The organism is Mycobacterium sp. 852002-10029_SCH5224772 (assembly GCF_001667315.1).
Lineage (GTDB): Bacteria > Actinomycetota > Actinomycetes > Mycobacteriales > Mycobacteriaceae > Mycobacterium.
This window is the reverse complement of record NZ_LZHT01000075.1, coordinates 83800-100375: the sequence shown is the minus strand read 5'-3', so window position 1 is coordinate 100375 and position 16576 is coordinate 83800. Positions and strand designations below refer to the sequence as shown.

Sequence of the window (16576 nt, the reverse complement as noted above, 5' to 3'; positions counted from 1 at the left end):
TTAAGATTACTGTAAGGTAACCCTTTATGACGGCTCTCAACGACTCAGAGCGCGCTGTCCAAAACTGGACGTCTGCACGCCCCGATCGTCCGGCCCCGGCGCGCCCGGCGGAGACCGCCTCAAAGCCCCCGGCGGAGACCGCCTCAAATCGCATCAGCAAGTACTACCCGGCGTGGCTGCCGTCGCGACGCTTCATCGCGGCCGTCGTCGCCATCGGCGGTATGCAGCTGCTTGCGACGATGGACAGCACCGTCGCGATCGTCGCTCTGCCCAAGATCCAAAACGAGCTCAGCCTGTCCGACGCCGGCCGCAGCTGGGTGATCACCGCCTATGTGCTGACATTCGGCGGGCTGATGCTGCTCGGCGGCCGACTCGGCGACACCATCGGGCGCAAGCGCACGTTCATCGTCGGTGTCGCGCTGTTCACCATTTCTTCGGTGCTGTGCGCGGTCGCCTGGGACGAGGCGACCATGGTCATCGCCCGGCTGTCGCAGGGCGTCGGGTCGGCCATCGCCTCGCCGACGGGCCTGGCGCTGGTGGCGACGACGTTCCCCAAGGGGCCGGCGCGTAACTTCGCGACGGCGGTGTTCGCCGCGATGACGGCTATCGGCTCGGTGATGGGTCTGGTGGTCGGCGGAGCGCTGACCGAGGTGTCGTGGCGGCTGGCGTTCCTGGTGAACGTGCCGATCGGCCTGGTGATGATCTATCTGGCCCGCACCGCGCTGCGCGAGACCAACCGCGAGCGGATGAAGCTGGACGCCACCGGCGCCATGCTGGCCACCCTGACGTGCACCGCCGCGGTGTTCGCCTTCTCGATGGGCCCGGAAAAGGGCTGGGTTTCGCTCACCACCGTCGGCTCGGGTGTGGTGGCGATGGGCGCGGCGCTGGCCTTCATCATCGTGGAGCGCAGCGCCGAAAACCCCGTCGTGCCTTTCGATCTGTTCCGTGACCGCAATCGGTTGGCCACCTTCATCGCGATCTTTTTGGCCGGCGGGCTGATGTTCAGCCTGACCGTGTGCATCGGCCTGTACGTGCAGGACATCCTCGGCTACAGCGCGCTGCACGCCGGCGTCGGCTTCATCCCGTTCGTCATCGCGATGGGAATCGGTCTCGGCGTTTCCTCGCAGCTGGTCTCACGGTTCTCGCCACGCGTCTTGACCATCGGCGGCGGCGTCCTGCTGTTCTGGGCGATGCTGTACGGCTGGGCGTTCATGCACCGCGGCGTCGCCTACTTCCCCAACCTGGTGCTGCCCATCGTGGTCGGCGGGATCGGCATCGGCATGGCCGTCGTCCCCCTGACGCTGTCGGCCATCGCCGGCGTGGGTTTCGACCAGATCGGCCCCGTATCGGCCGTCACGCTGATGCTGCAAAGCTTGGGCGGGCCGCTGGTGTTGGCCGTCATCCAGGCCGTGATCACTTCGCGGACACTGTATTTGGGTGGCACCACCGGTCCCGTGAAATTCATGAACGACGCGCAGCTGCAGGCGCTTGACCACGGTTACACCTACGGCCTGCTGTGGGTGGCCGGCGTGGCCGTCATCGTCGGCGCGGCGGCGCTGCTCATCGGCTACACCCCCGACCAGGTTGCGCACGCGCAAGAGGTCAAGGAAGCGATGGACGCCGGGGAGCTGTAGCTCCCTCGCTCTCCGCGAGAGTGCAACTATCGACACCCCTACTCGGGAAACGCGTCGCCAATTGCACTTTCGCGTGCGCGCCTCGACGATGCCGCACGCATCGGCCACCCCCGTACGACAGGTCGTCACGGCCCGCATCGTCGCCATGCCCTTCGCAAGCTAGGCTGGCCCGCTGTGATCACCCGGATGTCTGAGCTGTTTTTGCGCACGTTGCGCGATGATCCCGCCGACGCCGAAGTCGCCAGCCACAAGCTGCTGATCCGGGCCGGCTACATCCGGCCCGTCGCGCCCGGCCTGTACAGCTGGCTGCCGCTGGGGTTGCGGGTGCTGCGCCGCATCGAGCGCATCGTCCGCGAGGAGATGAACGCCATTGGCGGGCAAGAGATCCTGTTTCCCGCCCTGCTGCCCCGCGCGCCGTACGAGGCGACGAACCGGTGGACCGAATACGGCGACTCGGTCTTTCGGCTACAGGACCGCCGCGGCAACGACTACATGTTGGGCCCCACCCACGAAGAGCTGTTCACCCTGACCGTCAAGGGTGAATACAGCTCCTACAAAGACTTTCCGGTCCTGCTCTACCAAATCCAGAACAAATACCGTGACGAGGCGCGGCCGCGGGCCGGCATCCTGCGCGTGCGGGAGTTTCTGATGAAGGACTCCTACTCCTTCGACATCGACGACGCCGGCCTGGCGGCCGCCTATCACGCGCACCGCGAGGCCTATCAGCGCATCTTCGCGCGCCTGCAGGTGCGTTACGTCATCGTGTCCGCGGTCTCCGGCGCCATGGGCGGCAGCGCCTCCGAGGAGTTCCTGGCCGAAAGTCCGGTCGGCGAGGACACCTTCGTGCGGTGCCTGCAGTCCGGCTACGCGGCCAACGTCGAGGCCGTCGTGACCGCCCGCCCCGAGGCGCAGCCCATCGATGGACTGCCCGAGGCGGTGGTCCACGACACCGGCGACACCCCGACCATCGCCACCCTGGTGGACTGGGCCAACACCGCCGACCTGGGGCGCGCGGTCACCGCGGCCGACACGTTGAAGAACGTCCTGCTCAAGGTGCGCGAACCGGGCGGGGACTGGGAGTTGCTGGCCATCGGGCTGCCCGGTGACCGCGAGGTCGACGACAAGCGGCTGGGCGCGGCGCTCGAACCTTCCGAATACGCGATGCTCGACGACGCCGACTTCGCCAAATACCCCTTCCTGGTCAGGGGATACATCGGACCGAAGGCATTGCAAGGCAACGGTGTTCGCTACCTGGTCGACCCGCGGGTCGTCGACGGCACCAGCTGGATCACCGGGGCCGACGAGCCGGGCCGGCACGTCGTCGGGCTGGTCGCCGGCCGGGATTTCACCGCCGACGGCACCATCGAGGCGGCCGACGTGCGCGACGGCGACCCCTCGCCGGACGGCGCGGGCCCGCTGGTGTCCGCGCGCGGCATCGAGGTCGCGCACATCTTCCAGCTCGGCCGCAAATACACCGACGCGTTCACCGTCGACGTGCTCGGCGAGGACGGCAAGCCGGTGCGCCTGACCATGGGCTCCTACGGCCTGGGGGTGTCGCGGATGGTGGCCGTGATCGCCGAGCAGCACCACGACGAGCTGGGGCTGCGCTGGCCGTCGGCCGTCGCCCCGTTCGACGTCCACCTGGTGATCGCCAACAAAGACGCCCAGGCCCGCAGCGGGGCCACCGAGCTGGCCGCCGAACTGGACCGGCTGGGCGTCGAGGTGCTGCTCGATGACCGGCAGGCCTCGCCCGGCGTGAAGTTCAAGGATGCCGAGTTGCTGGGCGTGCCCTGGATCGTGGTGGTGGGGCGCGGCTGGGCGGACGGCGTGGTGGAGTTGCGCGACCGTTTCGGTGGGCAAACCCGCGAGCTGGCAACCGGGCCGTCGCTGGCCAGCGACATCGCGGCCGCCCTCAACGGTTAGTCGTTGCCGCCCGGGAAGCTTGTCGTGATGGGCCAGGCGCCCAACACGCGGTTCCACCGGGCGGCCATGACCGCGCTCTGAATCAGCGCCGTCGAGGCAAACGCCCGATCCTCGGCGGTCTCGGCGTGTTCGGCGACGACGCGCCACGCGCCCGCGCCGTCGTTCTCCATCCGCACGGCCAGCCGCGCCGCGTCCGCGGGGCTGCCGACCACCATGGGCAGCTGATAGCCGGCCGCGGCGACCGGAGCGGTGACCTTGCGGGCGGTCAGCATCGCGATGACGTCGTCGCGACGCTGGCGGTGCTGATCGAGGGCCTCCACCACCATGCCGTTCACGCTGGGCGGTGACAGCGCCGAGACGATGCCGTAGCCGTAGATCGTCGAGTGTTCGATGGCCAGCGCGTCAGACAGCGCCGCGTTGTCGGCGTCCTTCCCCGAGGTCATATCGACGGCCCCCCGGGCACCAGCGCCACGGTGTAGGACGCCGTGCATGATGCGGCGACCGAGGCGAGCAACCCCGCCCGGTAGCCGGATTCGGTGCCGACCAGGCGAGCCGCGCTGTCGGCCGAGGCGCGCAGCGCGTTGATCACATCGGCCACCGGTGGCGGGGGAGGCGGGGGTCCGGCGGGTTCGGCCTGGCTCGGGCTGGTCGTTTCGCTCGATGACGGCGCAGCGAGCTTGCCGGCGGCGCGCGAGATCTCGGTGGACAGCGCGCGGGCGTGCGCGGCGCGTTGGCTCGCCACCACCGTCAGCGCGGCGGCGACCTGCGGAGGGTTCCCGACGGCCGCGGCGGCGGCAGCCGCCAGCGCGCTGTCGCGGCGGGCTTGGTCCAACGGCCCCAGCAGTTGTTCGACGGGCGGGGCCTTCGGAGCGGACTTGCCGCACGCGGACACCACGCCCAGCGCGGCCAAAGCGACGCCGCCGGAGAGGACGTCTCGCCGGTTGACGAACGGAACTGCGCTAGGCACAAGCACATCCTGCCATCGGCGCGAGAGCGGGTACGAAGCCAGCACGCGATCGCGCCGCCATCCGCGATTCCTGGCGTATCGTGGATAGCTGGTTCTCGCAGAGGATGGCCAGTATGTTCCTCCGCCGGGACACCGGAAGCCGGACGCGAAGCCATCGCGGCGGCGACATCCGCCAGATGACCGGACAACTCAAGATGAGGAGCTCGCCGTGACCACCGGGCTACCGTCGCAGACGCAGGTGATCGAGCTACTCGATGCAGAGTTTGCGCGCGCGGGATACGACATCGAAGACGTGGTCATCGACGCACGCACCCACCCACCGCGCATCACGGTGATCGCCGACGGCGACAACGGCCTCGATCTGGACACGGCCGCCACGCTGTCGCACTCGGCGTCGGCGTTGCTCGACGATCTGGACACCATCGGGGACCACTACGTGCTCGAGGTCTCCTCGCCCGGCGTGGACCGCCCCCTGACCAGCGCGAAGCACTTCCGTCGCGCCCGCGGCCGCAAGGTCGACGTCGTGCTCTCCGATGGATCGAAGCTGACCGGCCGTGTCGGCGAAACGAACGAGGACACCGTCGCGCTGGTGGTGCGCGCGGGCCGCGACTGGGCGATACGTGACATATCACTCGGTGACGTCGTCAAAGCTGTTGTCCAGGTGGAGTTTTCGCCCCCTGCCCAAGCGGAACTGGAACTGGCGAGTATGGGTCAGGGCCGGAGGACGGAGACCGGAACATGAACCGCGCCAGCGACGATGCAGAGCGTAGCGATGAGGAGGAGCGGCGCTGATGAACATCGACATGGCTGCACTGCACGCGATCGAGGTGGATCGGGGCATCTCGGTCAACGAGCTGCTCGAGACCATCAAGTCCGCGCTGCTCACCGCCTATCGGCACACCGAAGGTCATCAGAACGACGCGCGGATCGAGATCGACCGCAAGACCGGTGTCGTCCGGGTGATCGCGCGGGAGACGGACGAAGACGACAACGTCATCAGCGAATGGGACGACACCCCCGAGGGCTTCGGGCGCATCGCCGCCACCACCGCACGCCAGGTGATGCTGCAGCGATTCAGGGACGCCGAAAACGAGCGCACGTACGGCGAGTTCTCCACCCGCGAGGGCGAGATCGTCGCAGGCGTCATCCAGCGTGACAACCGGGCCAACGCGCGCGGCCTGGTGGTGGTCCGGATGGGCACCGAGACGAAGGCCTCCGAGGGCGTGATCCCGGCGGCCGAACAGGTTCCCGGCGAAAGCTACGAACACGGCAACCGCGTGCGGTGCTATGTGATCGGGGTGACCCGCGGGGCCCGAGAGCCGCTGATCACGCTGTCGCGCACGCATCCCAACCTGGTCCGCAGGCTGTTCTCCCTGGAGGTGCCCGAGATCGCCGACGAGTCGGTCGAGATCGTGGCGGTGGCGCGGGAGGCCGGCCATCGTTCCAAGATCGCGGTGAAGTCGAACCTGCCCGGGCTCAACGCCAAGGGCGCCTGCATCGGTCCGATGGGGCAGCGGGTCCGCAACGTGATGAGCGAGCTGTCCGGAGAGAAAATCGACATCATCGACTACGACGAGGACCCGGCCCGCTTCGTCGCCAACGCGTTGTCACCGGCCAAGGTGGTCTCGGTGTCGATCATCGACCAGTCCGCCCGCGCCGCCCGTGTCGTGGTTCCCGACTTCCAGCTGTCACTGGCCATCGGCAAGGAGGGCCAGAACGCGCGGCTGGCCGCCCGGCTCACCGGCTGGCGGATCGACATCCGGGGGGACTCGCCCGCCGCGCCCGGAGGACATCCGGAGAGCGAGCCCGAGCACGGCGCCACCCACGGAATGGCCCACGACCGCTAGCCGCATACCGGCACGAGGCCACACATCCTCGGGTGGTTCTGACCATGGATTCGGTGACGCTAGACTGAGCCGTGATCCAGCGCGAGCCTTCGGCCCCGCACCGACACATGGGTGGACCCGTGCGGACGTGTATCGGGTGCCGAAAGCGAGAGTTGGCCGTCGAACTGCTTCGAGTGGTGGCTGTGTCGACCGGGAACGGCGAATTCGCCGTGATCGTTGACACAGGCAGTAGCCTGCCGGGGCGGGGTGCATGGCTGCATCCCGTGTCGCAGTGCGCGCAACAGGCGATCCGGCGGCGGGCTTTCACCAAGGCGCTGCGCATCACCGGTTCACCGGACACCTCCGCGGTGGTCGAGCACATAGAGTTCCTCAGTGCGCGCGATCGCCCGGCAACAGAACAGGTAGCAAAGAACATGAGCACACCGTGAAGTCCCGATGACAATGCGTCATAGCTAAACCCGAGGCGCGGCCCCACGACTGTCGCCTCATAGACAGGAGATGTAGTGGCAGGTAAGGCCCGCGTACACGAGTTAGCTAAGGAACTCGGTGTCACCAGCAAGGAAGTCCTCGCCCGACTGAACGATCAGGGCGAATTCGTCAAATCCGCATCGTCGACGGTAGAAGCGCCGGTGGCTCGCCGGCTGCGCGAGTCCTTCGGGGGCGGCAAGCCCGCGGAGAAGGCCCCCGCGAAGGCCGCAAAAGGCGAGGCCAAGGCCGCCAAGGCCCCCGACAAGTCGCTCGACACGGCCCTCGACAACGCGATCAACAATTCCGGCGGCAACGGCGAAGCGGCCGCGGCGCCCGCTCAGCCCGACGGCTCCGCGACGTCCGCTGCGGCCCAGGCCGCCGGCGCCGCGCCCACTGACGCCCCCGCGCGTCCGGGGCCGGCCCCCGCACGCCCGTCGGCGCCGTCGCCCGGGCAGCCGAAGCCGCCCGCCCCTGGCCAGGCGCCGCAGCCGGGCATGACGCCGGGCCCACGGCCCGGCCCGATGCCCAAGCCCCGCGCCCCGCGCGTCGGCAACAACCCGTTCTCGTCGACGCAACCCGTCGACCGGCCCATCCCGCGTCCGGCGGCGCCCCGTCCCGGAGCGCCCCGCCCGGGCGCGCCGCGACCCGGCGCGTCGCCGGGCAACATGCCACCGCGACCCGGTGGAGCCGCTGGAGCGGGCCGCCCGGCCCGGCCCGGCGCCCCGCGGCCCGGTGGCGGCCGGCCCGGTGGTCCCGGTGGTCGTGACGGCGGAGGCGGCAACTACCGCGGCGGTGGCGGCGGAGTCGGCGCCCCCCCCGGCGGCGGGGGGGGCGGTTTCCGGGGCCGTCCCGGTGGCGGCGGTGGCCGTCCCGGACAGCGCGGCGGTGCGGCCGGCGCGTTCGGCCGTCCCGGTGGTGCTCCGCGGCGTGGCCGCAAGTCGAAGCGGGCGAAGCGCGCCGAGTACGAGAACATGCAGGCGCCGGTCGTCGGTGGCGTGCGGTTGCCGCACGGCAACGGCGAGACGATCCGGCTGGCACGCGGCGCGTCGCTGAGCGACTTCGCCGACAAGATCAACGCCAACCCGGCCTCACTGGTGCAGGCGCTGTTCAACCTCGGCGAGATGGTGACGGCCACCCAATCGGTGGGCGACGAGACGCTCGAGCTGCTGGGCAGCGAGATGAATTACGTCGTCCAGGTCGTCAGTCCCGAGGACGAGGACCGCGAGCTGCTCGAGTCGTTTGACCTGACCTACGGCGAGGACGAGGGCACCGAGGAAGACCTGCAGACGCGTCCGCCGGTGGTGACCGTGATGGGTCACGTCGACCACGGTAAAACCCGACTGCTGGACACCATCCGGAATGCGAGCGTCCGCGAGGCCGAGGCCGGTGGCATCACCCAGCACATCGGCGCCTACCAGGTGACCGTCGACTTCGACGGCACCGAGCGGCCGATCACCTTCATCGACACCCCGGGTCACGAGGCGTTCACCGCCATGCGTGCCCGCGGCGCCAAGGCCACCGACATCGCGATCCTGGTGGTCGCCGCCGACGACGGCGTGATGCCGCAGACGGTGGAGGCCATCAACCACGCGCAGGCCGCTGACGTGCCGATCGTGGTGGCGGTCAACAAGATCGACAAGGAAGGCGCCGACCCGGCCAAGATTCGTGGCCAGCTCACCGAATACGGTTTGGTGGCAGAGGATTTCGGTGGCGATACGATGTTCGTGGACATCTCGGCAAAGGTGGGCACCAACATCGAGGCCTTGGAGGAGGCGGTGCTGCTGACCGCCGACGCCGCCCTGGACCTGCGGGCAAACCCCGACATGGAGGCCCAGGGGGTGGCGATCGAGGCCCACCTGGACCGGGGTCGCGGCCCCGTCGCCACCGTGCTGATCCAGCGCGGCACGCTGCGCGTCGGCGACTCGATCGTGGCCGGCGATGCCTACGGGCGTGTCCGCCGCATGGTCGACGAGCACGGCGACGACGTCCACGAGGCGCTGCCGTCGCGGCCGGTGCAGGTCATCGGCTTCACGTCGGTGCCCGGCGCCGGTGACAACCTGCTGGTCGTCGACGAGGACCGGATCGCCCGCCAGATCGCCGACAAGCGCAGCGCCCGCAAGCGCAACGCGCTGGCGGCGCGTACGCGCAAGCGGATCAGCCTGGAGGACCTGGATTCGGCGCTGAAGGAGACCAGCCAGCTGAACCTGATTCTCAAGGGCGACAACGCCGGTACGGTCGAGGCGCTCGAAGAGGCCCTGATGGGCATCCAGATCGACGACGAGGTGGCGCTGCGCGTCATCGACCGCGGTGTCGGTGGCATCACCGAAACCAACGTCAACCTGGCGTCGGCCTCGGATGCGGTGATCATCGGCTTCAACGTGCGGGCCGAGGGCAAGGCCACCGAGCTGGCCAACCGCGAAGGCGTGGAGATCCGCTACTACTCGGTGATCTACCAGGCGATCGACGAGATCGAAAAGGCCCTGCGCGGGATGCTCAAGCCGATCTACGAGGAGAGCCAGCTGGGCCGCGCCGAGATCCGGGCGATCTTCCGGTCCTCGAAGGTGGGCATCATCGCCGGCTGCATGATCAGCTCCGGTGTGGTGCGGCGCAATGCCAAGGCCCGGCTGCTGCGCGACAACGTCGTGGTCACCGAGAACCTCACGATCAACTCGCTGCGGCGCGAAAAGGATGATGTCACCGAGGTCCGCGAGGGCTTCGAATGCGGTATGACGCTGGGCTATTCCGACATCAAGGAAGGCGACATCATCGAGTCCTACGAGTTGGTAGAGAAAGAACGCGCCTGATAACCGCCGACGATGCGGAGCGAAGTGATGAGGAGGAGGCGGTGAATCGACCCACCGCCGACGATGCAGAACGAAGTGATGAGGAGGAGGCGGTGAATCGACATGGCTGACCCGGCCCGGGCCCGCCGCCTGGCCAAGCGGATCAACACGATCGTCGCCTCGGCGATCGAGTTCGAGATCAAGGACCCCGGGCTGGACGGCGTCACGATCGTCGACGCGAAGGTGACCGCCGACCTGCACGACGCCACGGTGTTCTACACGGTGATGGGGCGCACGCTGGACGAAGAGCCGGATTACGGTGCCGCCGCCGCCGCGCTGGAGCGGGCCAAGGGCGCGCTGCGCACCATGGTCGGCGCGGGCACCGGCGTCCGCTTCACCCCTACCCTCACGTTCACCCGCGACACCACGTCGGACAACGTGCAGCGGATGGACGAGTTGCTGGCGCGCGCTCGCGCCGCGGACGCTGATCTGGCGCGGGTTCGTTCTGGCGCCAAGCCGGCTGGGGAGGCCGATCCATACCGGGATAGCGGATCGGGCGTCGAGCCCGGCCTCGACGGGAGCATCGGTGACGACGACCAACGCGAATACTGAACTGGCCGGAGTGGGCGCACGCATCGACGCGGCGGCCGCCGTCGAACTACTGTCGGGCGCCGACACCGTGGCGGTGATCGCCCATGTGCATCCCGACGCCGACACCATCGGCGCCGGGCTGGCGCTGGGTTTGGTGCTCGACAAATGCGGTAAGCGGGTGGAGGTCAGTTTCGCCGAGCCGGCTGGGCTGCCCGAATCGCTGGCCTCGCTGCCGGGCTGCCGGCTGCTGGTTGCTCCGGAGGCGATGCGCCGCGACGTCGATCTGGTTGTCACCGTTGACGTTCCGAGCGTCAAGCGGCTGGGAGCGCTCGGCGACCTGACCGTGTCGGGCGCCGAGGTGCTGGTGATCGACCACCACGCCTCCAACGACTTGTTCGGCACCGCCAATTTCGTTGACGTGTCGGCGGATTCGACCACCATGCTGGTCGCCGACATTCTCGACGCGTGGGGCAAGCCCCTCGACCCCGACGTCGCGCACTGCATTTACGCCGGCCTGACGACCGACACCGGATCGTTCCGCTGGGCCAGCGCGCGCGCCCTCCGCCTGGCCGCCCGGCTGGTCGACGCCGGCGTGGACAACGCCGCGATCAGCCGAACGCTGATGGACACCCACCCCTTCGGGTGGCTGCCGCTGCTGTCGCGCGTGCTGGCGTCGGCCCAGTTGCTGCCGGGCGCCGCCGGCGGGCGGGGGCTGGTGTATGCCGTTGTCGGCAACCAGGATTGGATCACTTCACGCCCCGAGGAAGTCGAGAGCATCGTCGACATCGTGCGGACCACGCAGCAGGCGGAGGTGGCCGCGGTCTTCAAGGAGATCGCGCCGCAACAGTGGTCGGTGTCGATGCGCGCCAAGGCCGAGGTGGATCTGGCGGCGGTCGCGTCCGGGTTCGGCGGCGGTGGGCACCGGCTGGCGGCCGGCTACTCGACCACCGGCTCGATCGACGACGTCGTGGCGTCGCTGCACACCGCCCTCGGGTGACCGAAAGGGATCGACCTGGCGCCGGGGGCCGACAGATCGCAGGCCTGGCGCTGCCCGCGCTGGGAGTGCTGGCGGCAGAGCCGCTCTATCTGTTGTTCGATACCGCGATCGTCGGCCGACTCGGCGCACTGAGCCTGGCCGGGCTGGCCATCGGGGGACTGCTGCTCAGCCTGGTGGGTTCCGACCTCACGTTTTTGTCCTACGGCACGACGGCACGCTCGGCTCGCCACTTCGGTGCCGGGAACCGGGCTTCGGCGGTGGCCGAGGGCGTGCAGGCGACCTGGTTGGCGCTGGGGCTGGGCGCGCTCGTCGTGGTCGTGGTGCAGACCGCGGCGGTGCCGCTGGTATCGGCGATCGCCGGCGGCAAAGTGGGGGGAGAGGCGATCGCCGGCATGGCGCTGCCGTGGCTGCGGATCGCGATCTTCGGCGCTCCGGCAATTTTGGTGTCGCTGGCGGGCAACGGGTGGCTGCGCGGCGTGCAGGACACCATCCGCCCGCTGCGTTATGTGGTTGCCGGCTTTGGGCTTTCGGCGCTGCTGTGCCCCCTGTTGGTCTACGGCTGGCTGGGGTTGCCGCGATTGGGGCTGGCCGGCTCGGCGGTGGCCAATCTGGCGGGCCAGTGGCTGGCCGCCGTGTTGTTCGGACGTGCGCTGCTGGCCGAGCGGGCACCGTTGCGGCTGGACCGCACCGTGTTGCGGGCCCAACTCGTCATGGGTCGCGATCTGGTGGTGCGGACGTTGGCTTTTCAGGCCTGCTTCGTCTCGGCCGGCGCGGTTGCCGCCCGATTCGGCGCCTCGGCGTTGGCCGCGCATCAGGTGGTCCTGCAGCTGTGGCAGTTCCTTGCGCTGGTTCTGGATTCGTTGGCGATAGCGGCGCAGGCTTTGGTGGGCGCCGCATTGGGCGCCGGTGACGCCGTGCACGCCAAATCGGTGGCGTGGCGGGTGACGGTGTTTTCGGCCGCGGCCGCCGGACTGTTGGCCGCGGTGTTCGCGATCGGGTTTTCCGCACTGCCCGCACTGTTCACCGACGACCGTTCGGTGCTGGCCGCGATCAGGGTGCCGTGGTGGTTCCTGGTGGCTCAATTGCCCTTTGCCGGAATAGTTTTCGCGCTGGATGGTGTGCTGCTGGGCGCAGGGGACGCCGCATTCATGCGCACCGCCACCGTGATCAGCGCGCTGATCGGCTTTTTGCCGTTGGTCTGGCTGTCGCTGGTGTTCGACTGGGGTCTGGCGGGCATCTGGTCGGGACTGACCACGTTCGTGGTGTTGCGACTGATCTTCGTTGGCTGGCGGGCGATCTCGGGCCGCTGGGCGCGCTGACAGCTGTTCGGCCGCCGGTGGCTAAAACGCCCAGCTGCCCGAGCGCTGCACGACGAATCCGTGGTCGCCGCTGGTGGAGTCCAGGCAGGCGACCAGGTTGTCGGCTCCCACCGCGCAGGTGACGTTGAGATAGGTCAACTTCTGGCCCGCGGCCAACAATTTGGCGCCCGACGGCAGCGTGGGCGGGTTGCCGTCGCATCCGCTGTAGGACATGCGGCTCAATTGGTAGCCGGGGCCCTTGAAGTCAACCGACCCCACGACACAATCGCCCGGTCGTGGGCGCCCCCCGTGGATGGGGACGTCGTCCATTCCGGACATGTCCCCCTTGCACTTGATGTCCTGCGAGGGTGGCGGGGCGGGCGCCGGCCCGCCGTAGAAGTCACAGACCAGGGCATACGGGGCGGTAAAGCTGATCCGTGGCGAGGTCCCCCCGGCCCCGGCGCTGAGGTAGCCGTCGGCCGGGACGGCGGTGAAGCCGTCGAGATTGGGGAAGTTCGGTGGTGGCTGCGCGGCCGCGAGCGGCGCGCCGACCACGAGCGCCGATGCCGCCAGCGTCAGGCCGGCGAGCACCCTGCTGATTCCGACGACCGCATGCATCACCCGATCGTATTGGGTGGCCGAAATCCGGCCCAAACGGACCGCCAGAGACCGGCCCCGTCAGCGGACCTGGGCCCGCCCCCGTTGCAGCACGGCCTCGCGGTTGGCAGCGATGTCGTCGCCGCTGGTCCGGAATTGCCGGGCCGCCATCGCCTCCTGCCAGAGCCCCGCGCCGGTCTGCGCGTCGTCGATGCGGTGATAGGACGCCAGCAACGCCCGGACCGCGTCCTGGTTGTTCCCGACGATCGACGCCGCGACCGCCCGGGCGGCGCCCAGCAGTTGCTCGTGCGGCACCACCTCGGTCACCAGGCCGGCGCGCAGCGCGTCGGCGGCGGACAGGTAGTCGCCGGTCATGCTCATCCGCCGGGCCAGGCCGATGCCCACCTTCTGCGGTAACCGCACGCTCAGCCCCCAGGTGGGCAGCAAGCCCACCCGGGCGTGCGTGTCGGCGAAGCGGGCGTTCTCCGAGGCGATCAGGATGTCGCAATACAGCGCCAGCTCCAGCCCGCCGGTCACCGCGGCGCCGTTGATTGCTCCGATCACCGGCTTGCTCATCGCCGGCCACCGCGGCGAGATGTCCGGAAGCGCCGAAGAACCACCGAGCTCCTTGAGATCCAGTCCCGCGCAGAACACCGGGTCGGCGCCGGTCACGATGACGACGTCGACGTCGTCGTCGGTTTCGGCGTCGGCCAGCGCGCCGAAAAAGCGGTCCCGTAGCGCCGAGGACAGCGCGTTGCGCGATTGGGGACGGTTCAGGGTCAGGGTGCGGACCCGTTCCGCGGTGTCGATCAGCAGGATCTCGTCGGTCATGACAACACCGTAGAGATGCCCTCGCGAGCAGACGTAAAGGCCCCACGACACGCCCCGGTCAGGAGGTGCTTTTGTGTCTGCTCGTGCGGTAGAGAGCGCCGCGCGCAGCGCTTATCGTGGGGTCATGTGCCGGAACATCACCGAACTGCGCGGTCTACAACCAGCGGCCACCGCCGAGGAAATCGCGGCGGCCGCCCGCCAGTACGTACGCAAGGTCAGCGGCATCACCCACCCGTCCGCCGTCAATGCCGAGGCGTTCGAGGAGGCGGTCGCCGAGGTCACCGAGACGACGACGCGCTTGCTCGGGAAGCTGGCTCCGCGGCGCCAGCCGCCCAAGACGGTTCCGCCGCTGCGCCGGCCCGCGGTGGTGGCCCGGTTAGCCGGTGCGACGTGACGGTGACCGCAACGCTGCCCGCGCTCAAAGAGTGGAGCGCGGCCGTCCACGCCCTGCTCGACGGTCGCCAGCGAGTGCTGTTGCGCAAGGGCGGCATCGGTGAGAAGCGATTCGAACTGGCGGCCCGCGAATTCCTGTTGTTCCCGACGGTCGCGCACAGTCACGCCGAGCGGGTGCGCGCCGAGTATCAAGACTTACTCAAGCCCGCCGCCGCCGACAGCACCGACGACGAGCTCGTGATCCGCGCCGCTGCGAAAGTGGTTGCGGCAGTGCCGGTTAACCGGCCGGACGGCCTTTCCAGCATCGAGGACCTGCACATCTGGACGCCCGAGTCGGTGCGCGCCGACCGGCTCGACTTCCGCCCCAAGCACAAGCTGGCCGTGCTGGTGGTGTCGGTGATCCCGTTGGCCGAGCCGATGCGCCTCGCCCGGGCCCCCGAATACGCCGGCTGTAAGAGTTGGGTGGAACTGGGGGTGCACGCGCCGTTGGCGGCGCCGGTGCACGATGACGACGCGCTAGCCGCGGTCGCCGTCCGCGTCCGCGACGCCGTTGGCTGACAGCTCGGCCGGGCCGACGGGCAACACCAGCCGGGAACGTCCGTAGCGCACGCTGTGGGTGACCGGCGTGGCGTGCCGGGCGGTCAGCACCGGTTCGCCGCCGCCGAGGTTATGCGCGTAGCGCGGGGACCAGCTGCCCGCGATCAGCACCCGGACGCGTGAGCCGGCGCGGAAGCGGTGGGCCACGCCGTCGAGCTCGAGGCGAACGATCTTCTCCGACTTCGGCTTCGCCGCCGTGTGCAGCCGACGGTAGGCCTCGCTGACGTTGCGCGACCGGCCCTTTGCGTCGACCTCGCTCACCCGCACGAACAGGTCGACGTGCGGATTGTCGGCGCCATGCGCGAGCTCGACGACCGGCGTTCCGTAAACGTACAGATCCTGGGTGAGGGTGGCGCTGGTGAAGGCCAGCACATCGTCCCGCGACGCGAGCCGGCCGTCGTCGCGGTAACCGCCATTGGCGGACAGCAGCGGGCCCCCGGTGGTGGGTGTCGGGTCGGCCGGATCGTAGCGAAATGTGGCTGGGGACAGGCGTTTCAGTGTCGGTGCGGTCTCGCCCAGGTAGCCGCCGGGGCGCAGGTACAGCGCGCGCTCGGTGGTGGCCGGCGGCCATTCGGGCAGGCTGCGCCAGGCGTGCGCCCGGTCCACGCCCGTGACGTAAACCCGGACCGGACTGGGCCGGCGCGCGGCGGGAGCGTCGCCCAGATGGGTGCCCAGCCACTCCAGTGACTGCTGGACGCAGGTGGCCAGCCCGGTGGTGAGCAGGTGGGTATGCGTCCACGGGCCGACGGTCAGCGCGACATCGATGCCCCGGCCGCGCAGATGCGCGTACTGCTGCAGCGTCTGCCTGATGAAGATGTCCTGCCAGCCGCCGACCAGCAGCACGGGCACCTGCACGCGGTCCAGCGCCTCGTTGCACCGCAACGCATTCCAGAAGGGATCGTCGGGATCGCTGTGTTCGACCCAGGATTCGAACCACGGTGCGCCCGTGCCGAGCAGGGCCCGCGCGGCGTCACCCAGCGGCGCGGTGGCCGCGGCCCGCGCCACTTTGCGGCGGGTCTGCAACTGGCGCAGCGCGGACCGGGCGCGCACCGGGTCCTCCTGGTGCGCCACCATGTCGCTCCAGCCCAGGAAGTCGTTGACCGCGAAAGCGCCTGTACCCCACACTGATTCGTTGAAGTCGTGCGGTCCCACCGCGATCACCGCGGTGGCCAGTTCCGGCGGGGGATCCTGCAACAGGGCCCACTGGGTGAATCCCAGGTACGACATGCCGATGGTGGCGAAGCGGCCGGTGAACCACGGCTGCTCGCGCAGCCACGCGACGGTGTCGGCGCCGTCGGCGACCTCGTCGGCCATCGGCTCGAAAACCCCGCCCGACCCGAACGTCCCGCGCACGCTCTGCAGCACCACGTGGTAGCCACGCGCGGCATACAACCCGCCGAATATCAGGGTGAACGGAAAGCCGCGCCCGTAGGGGCCGCGGACCAGCAAGGTGCCGGCGGCCGCGGGCGTGGCGGGCGCGTAATGGTCGGCCACCAACTGGACCCCGTCGCGCATCGGCACGCGCACGCGCTCCACGGTGTAGCCGGTGGTCGCGGGCGGCAGACCCAGCAGCCGGCCGAGGGCCTTGCCGCCCAAGTGTTTCAGGGTGTTCAGGGCCGGCTGCGTGGGGCGGATCGAGGTGATGCTCAC

16 protein-coding genes are annotated in these 16576 nt (G+C 69.4%); 11 read left to right on the top strand and 5 right to left on the bottom strand.

The features are described from left to right. Positions 1 to 26: 26 nt before the first annotated feature. Positions 27 to 1634, top strand: a complete 1608-nt coding sequence (locus tag A5775_RS13105) for an MFS transporter (protein ID WP_067252713.1) — start codon at positions 27 to 29, stop codon at positions 1632 to 1634. Between the two features lie 174 nt (positions 1635 to 1808). After that, positions 1809 to 3557, top strand: coding sequence for a proline--tRNA ligase (locus tag A5775_RS13100; protein ID WP_067252703.1), 1749 nt, complete (start codon positions 1809 to 1811; stop codon positions 3555 to 3557). Here A5775_RS13100 and A5775_RS13095 read toward each other — a convergent pair. Both A5775_RS13095 and A5775_RS13090 read right to left on the bottom strand, forming a co-directional pair. Continuing rightward, positions 3554 to 4000: a ferritin-like domain-containing protein gene (locus A5775_RS13095; RefSeq protein WP_067252701.1), complete on the bottom strand. Its 447-nt coding sequence runs from the start codon at positions 3998 to 4000 to the stop codon at positions 3554 to 3556. The two genes, A5775_RS13100 and A5775_RS13095, sit on opposite strands and share 4 nt — an antisense overlap. Beyond that, the gene (locus A5775_RS13090) at positions 3997 to 4524 is read right to left on the bottom strand and encodes a hypothetical protein (protein ID WP_067252840.1); all 528 of its coding nucleotides are present in this window, start codon (positions 4522 to 4524) and stop codon (positions 3997 to 3999) included. Before A5775_RS13090 ends, A5775_RS13095 begins: the two co-directional genes overlap by 4 nt. A 208-nt stretch (positions 4525 to 4732) precedes the next feature. Between A5775_RS13090 and rimP the strand changes: the two genes are divergently transcribed. The 7 genes from rimP to A5775_RS13055 all read left to right on the top strand — a co-directional run bounded on the left by rimP (position 4733) and on the right by A5775_RS13055 (position 12529). Further along, positions 4733 to 5266, top strand: a complete 534-nt coding sequence (gene rimP, locus A5775_RS13085) for a ribosome maturation factor RimP (RefSeq protein WP_067252698.1) — start codon at positions 4733 to 4735, stop codon at positions 5264 to 5266. 49 nt (positions 5267 to 5315) lie between these two features. Next, positions 5316 to 6371 carry a transcription termination factor NusA gene (gene nusA, locus A5775_RS13080; RefSeq protein ID WP_067252696.1) on the top strand — a complete coding sequence of 352 codons (1056 nt, stop codon included), beginning with the start codon at positions 5316 to 5318 and terminating at the stop codon, positions 6369 to 6371. Positions 6372 to 6523: 152 nt separating this feature from the next. Next, a complete protein-coding gene (locus A5775_RS13075; RefSeq protein ID WP_067252694.1) occupies positions 6524 to 6799 on the top strand; it encodes a YlxR family protein in 276 nt (91 codons plus the stop codon). Between the two features lie 75 nt (positions 6800 to 6874). Continuing rightward, on the top strand, positions 6875 to 9643 hold the full coding sequence (gene infB / locus A5775_RS13070) for a translation initiation factor IF-2 (RefSeq protein WP_067252691.1): 2769 nt from the start codon (positions 6875 to 6877) through the stop codon (positions 9641 to 9643). A 102-nt stretch (positions 9644 to 9745) separates the two neighbouring features. After that, complete coding sequence (gene rbfA / locus A5775_RS13065) at positions 9746 to 10234, top strand: 30S ribosome-binding factor RbfA (protein ID WP_067252688.1); 489 nt, start codon at positions 9746 to 9748, stop codon at positions 10232 to 10234. After that, complete coding sequence (locus A5775_RS13060; RefSeq protein WP_197512545.1) at positions 10209 to 11210, top strand: bifunctional oligoribonuclease/PAP phosphatase NrnA; 1002 nt, start codon at positions 10209 to 10211, stop codon at positions 11208 to 11210. Before rbfA ends, A5775_RS13060 begins: the two co-directional genes overlap by 26 nt. Next, the gene (locus A5775_RS13055; RefSeq protein WP_067252682.1) at positions 11207 to 12529 is read left to right on the top strand and encodes an MATE family efflux transporter; all 1323 of its coding nucleotides are present in this window, start codon (positions 11207 to 11209) and stop codon (positions 12527 to 12529) included. Before A5775_RS13060 ends, A5775_RS13055 begins: the two co-directional genes overlap by 4 nt. A 21-nt stretch (positions 12530 to 12550) precedes the next feature. Here the strand turns inward: A5775_RS13055 and A5775_RS13050 are convergent, their stop codons facing one another. After that, a complete protein-coding gene (locus A5775_RS13050) occupies positions 12551 to 13126 on the bottom strand; it encodes a hypothetical protein (RefSeq protein WP_067252838.1) in 576 nt (191 codons plus the stop codon). 60 nt (positions 13127 to 13186) lie between these two features. Next, the gene (locus A5775_RS13045; protein WP_067252679.1) at positions 13187 to 13936 is read right to left on the bottom strand and encodes an enoyl-CoA hydratase; all 750 of its coding nucleotides are present in this window, start codon (positions 13934 to 13936) and stop codon (positions 13187 to 13189) included. Positions 13937 to 14060: 124 nt separating this feature from the next. Between A5775_RS13045 and A5775_RS13040 the strand changes: the two genes are divergently transcribed. Both A5775_RS13040 and A5775_RS13035 read left to right on the top strand, forming a co-directional pair. Next, positions 14061 to 14330 (top strand): DUF2277 family protein, encoded by a 270-nt coding sequence (locus A5775_RS13040; RefSeq protein ID WP_067252677.1) that lies wholly within the window; start codon positions 14061 to 14063, stop codon positions 14328 to 14330. After that, the gene (locus A5775_RS13035) at positions 14327 to 14887 is read left to right on the top strand and encodes a DUF1802 family protein (protein ID WP_067252674.1); all 561 of its coding nucleotides are present in this window, start codon (positions 14327 to 14329) and stop codon (positions 14885 to 14887) included. The genes A5775_RS13040 and A5775_RS13035 overlap by 4 nt, the downstream gene beginning before the upstream one ends. Here A5775_RS13035 and A5775_RS13030 read toward each other — a convergent pair. Then, positions 14846 to 16576, bottom strand: coding sequence for a CocE/NonD family hydrolase (locus A5775_RS13030; RefSeq protein WP_067252671.1), 1731 nt, complete (start codon positions 16574 to 16576; stop codon positions 14846 to 14848). The two genes, A5775_RS13035 and A5775_RS13030, sit on opposite strands and share 42 nt — an antisense overlap.

Coding starts and splice junctions, on each gene's coding strand:
- A5775_RS13105 (WP_067252713.1), top strand. CDS start 27: ATGACGGCTCTCAACGACTCAGAGCGCGCTGTCCAAAACTGGACGTCT.
- A5775_RS13095 (WP_067252701.1), bottom strand. CDS start 4,000: ATGACCTCGGGGAAGGACGCCGACAACGCGGCGCTGTCTGACGCGCTG.
- nusA (WP_067252696.1), top strand. CDS start 5,316: ATGAACATCGACATGGCTGCACTGCACGCGATCGAGGTGGATCGGGGC.
- rbfA (WP_067252688.1), top strand. CDS start 9,746: ATGGCTGACCCGGCCCGGGCCCGCCGCCTGGCCAAGCGGATCAACACG.
- A5775_RS13050 (WP_067252838.1), bottom strand. CDS start 13,126: ATGCATGCGGTCGTCGGAATCAGCAGGGTGCTCGCCGGCCTGACGCTG.
- A5775_RS13045 (WP_067252679.1), bottom strand. CDS start 13,936: ATGACCGACGAGATCCTGCTGATCGACACCGCGGAACGGGTCCGCACC.
- A5775_RS13040 (WP_067252677.1), top strand. CDS start 14,061: ATGTGCCGGAACATCACCGAACTGCGCGGTCTACAACCAGCGGCCACC.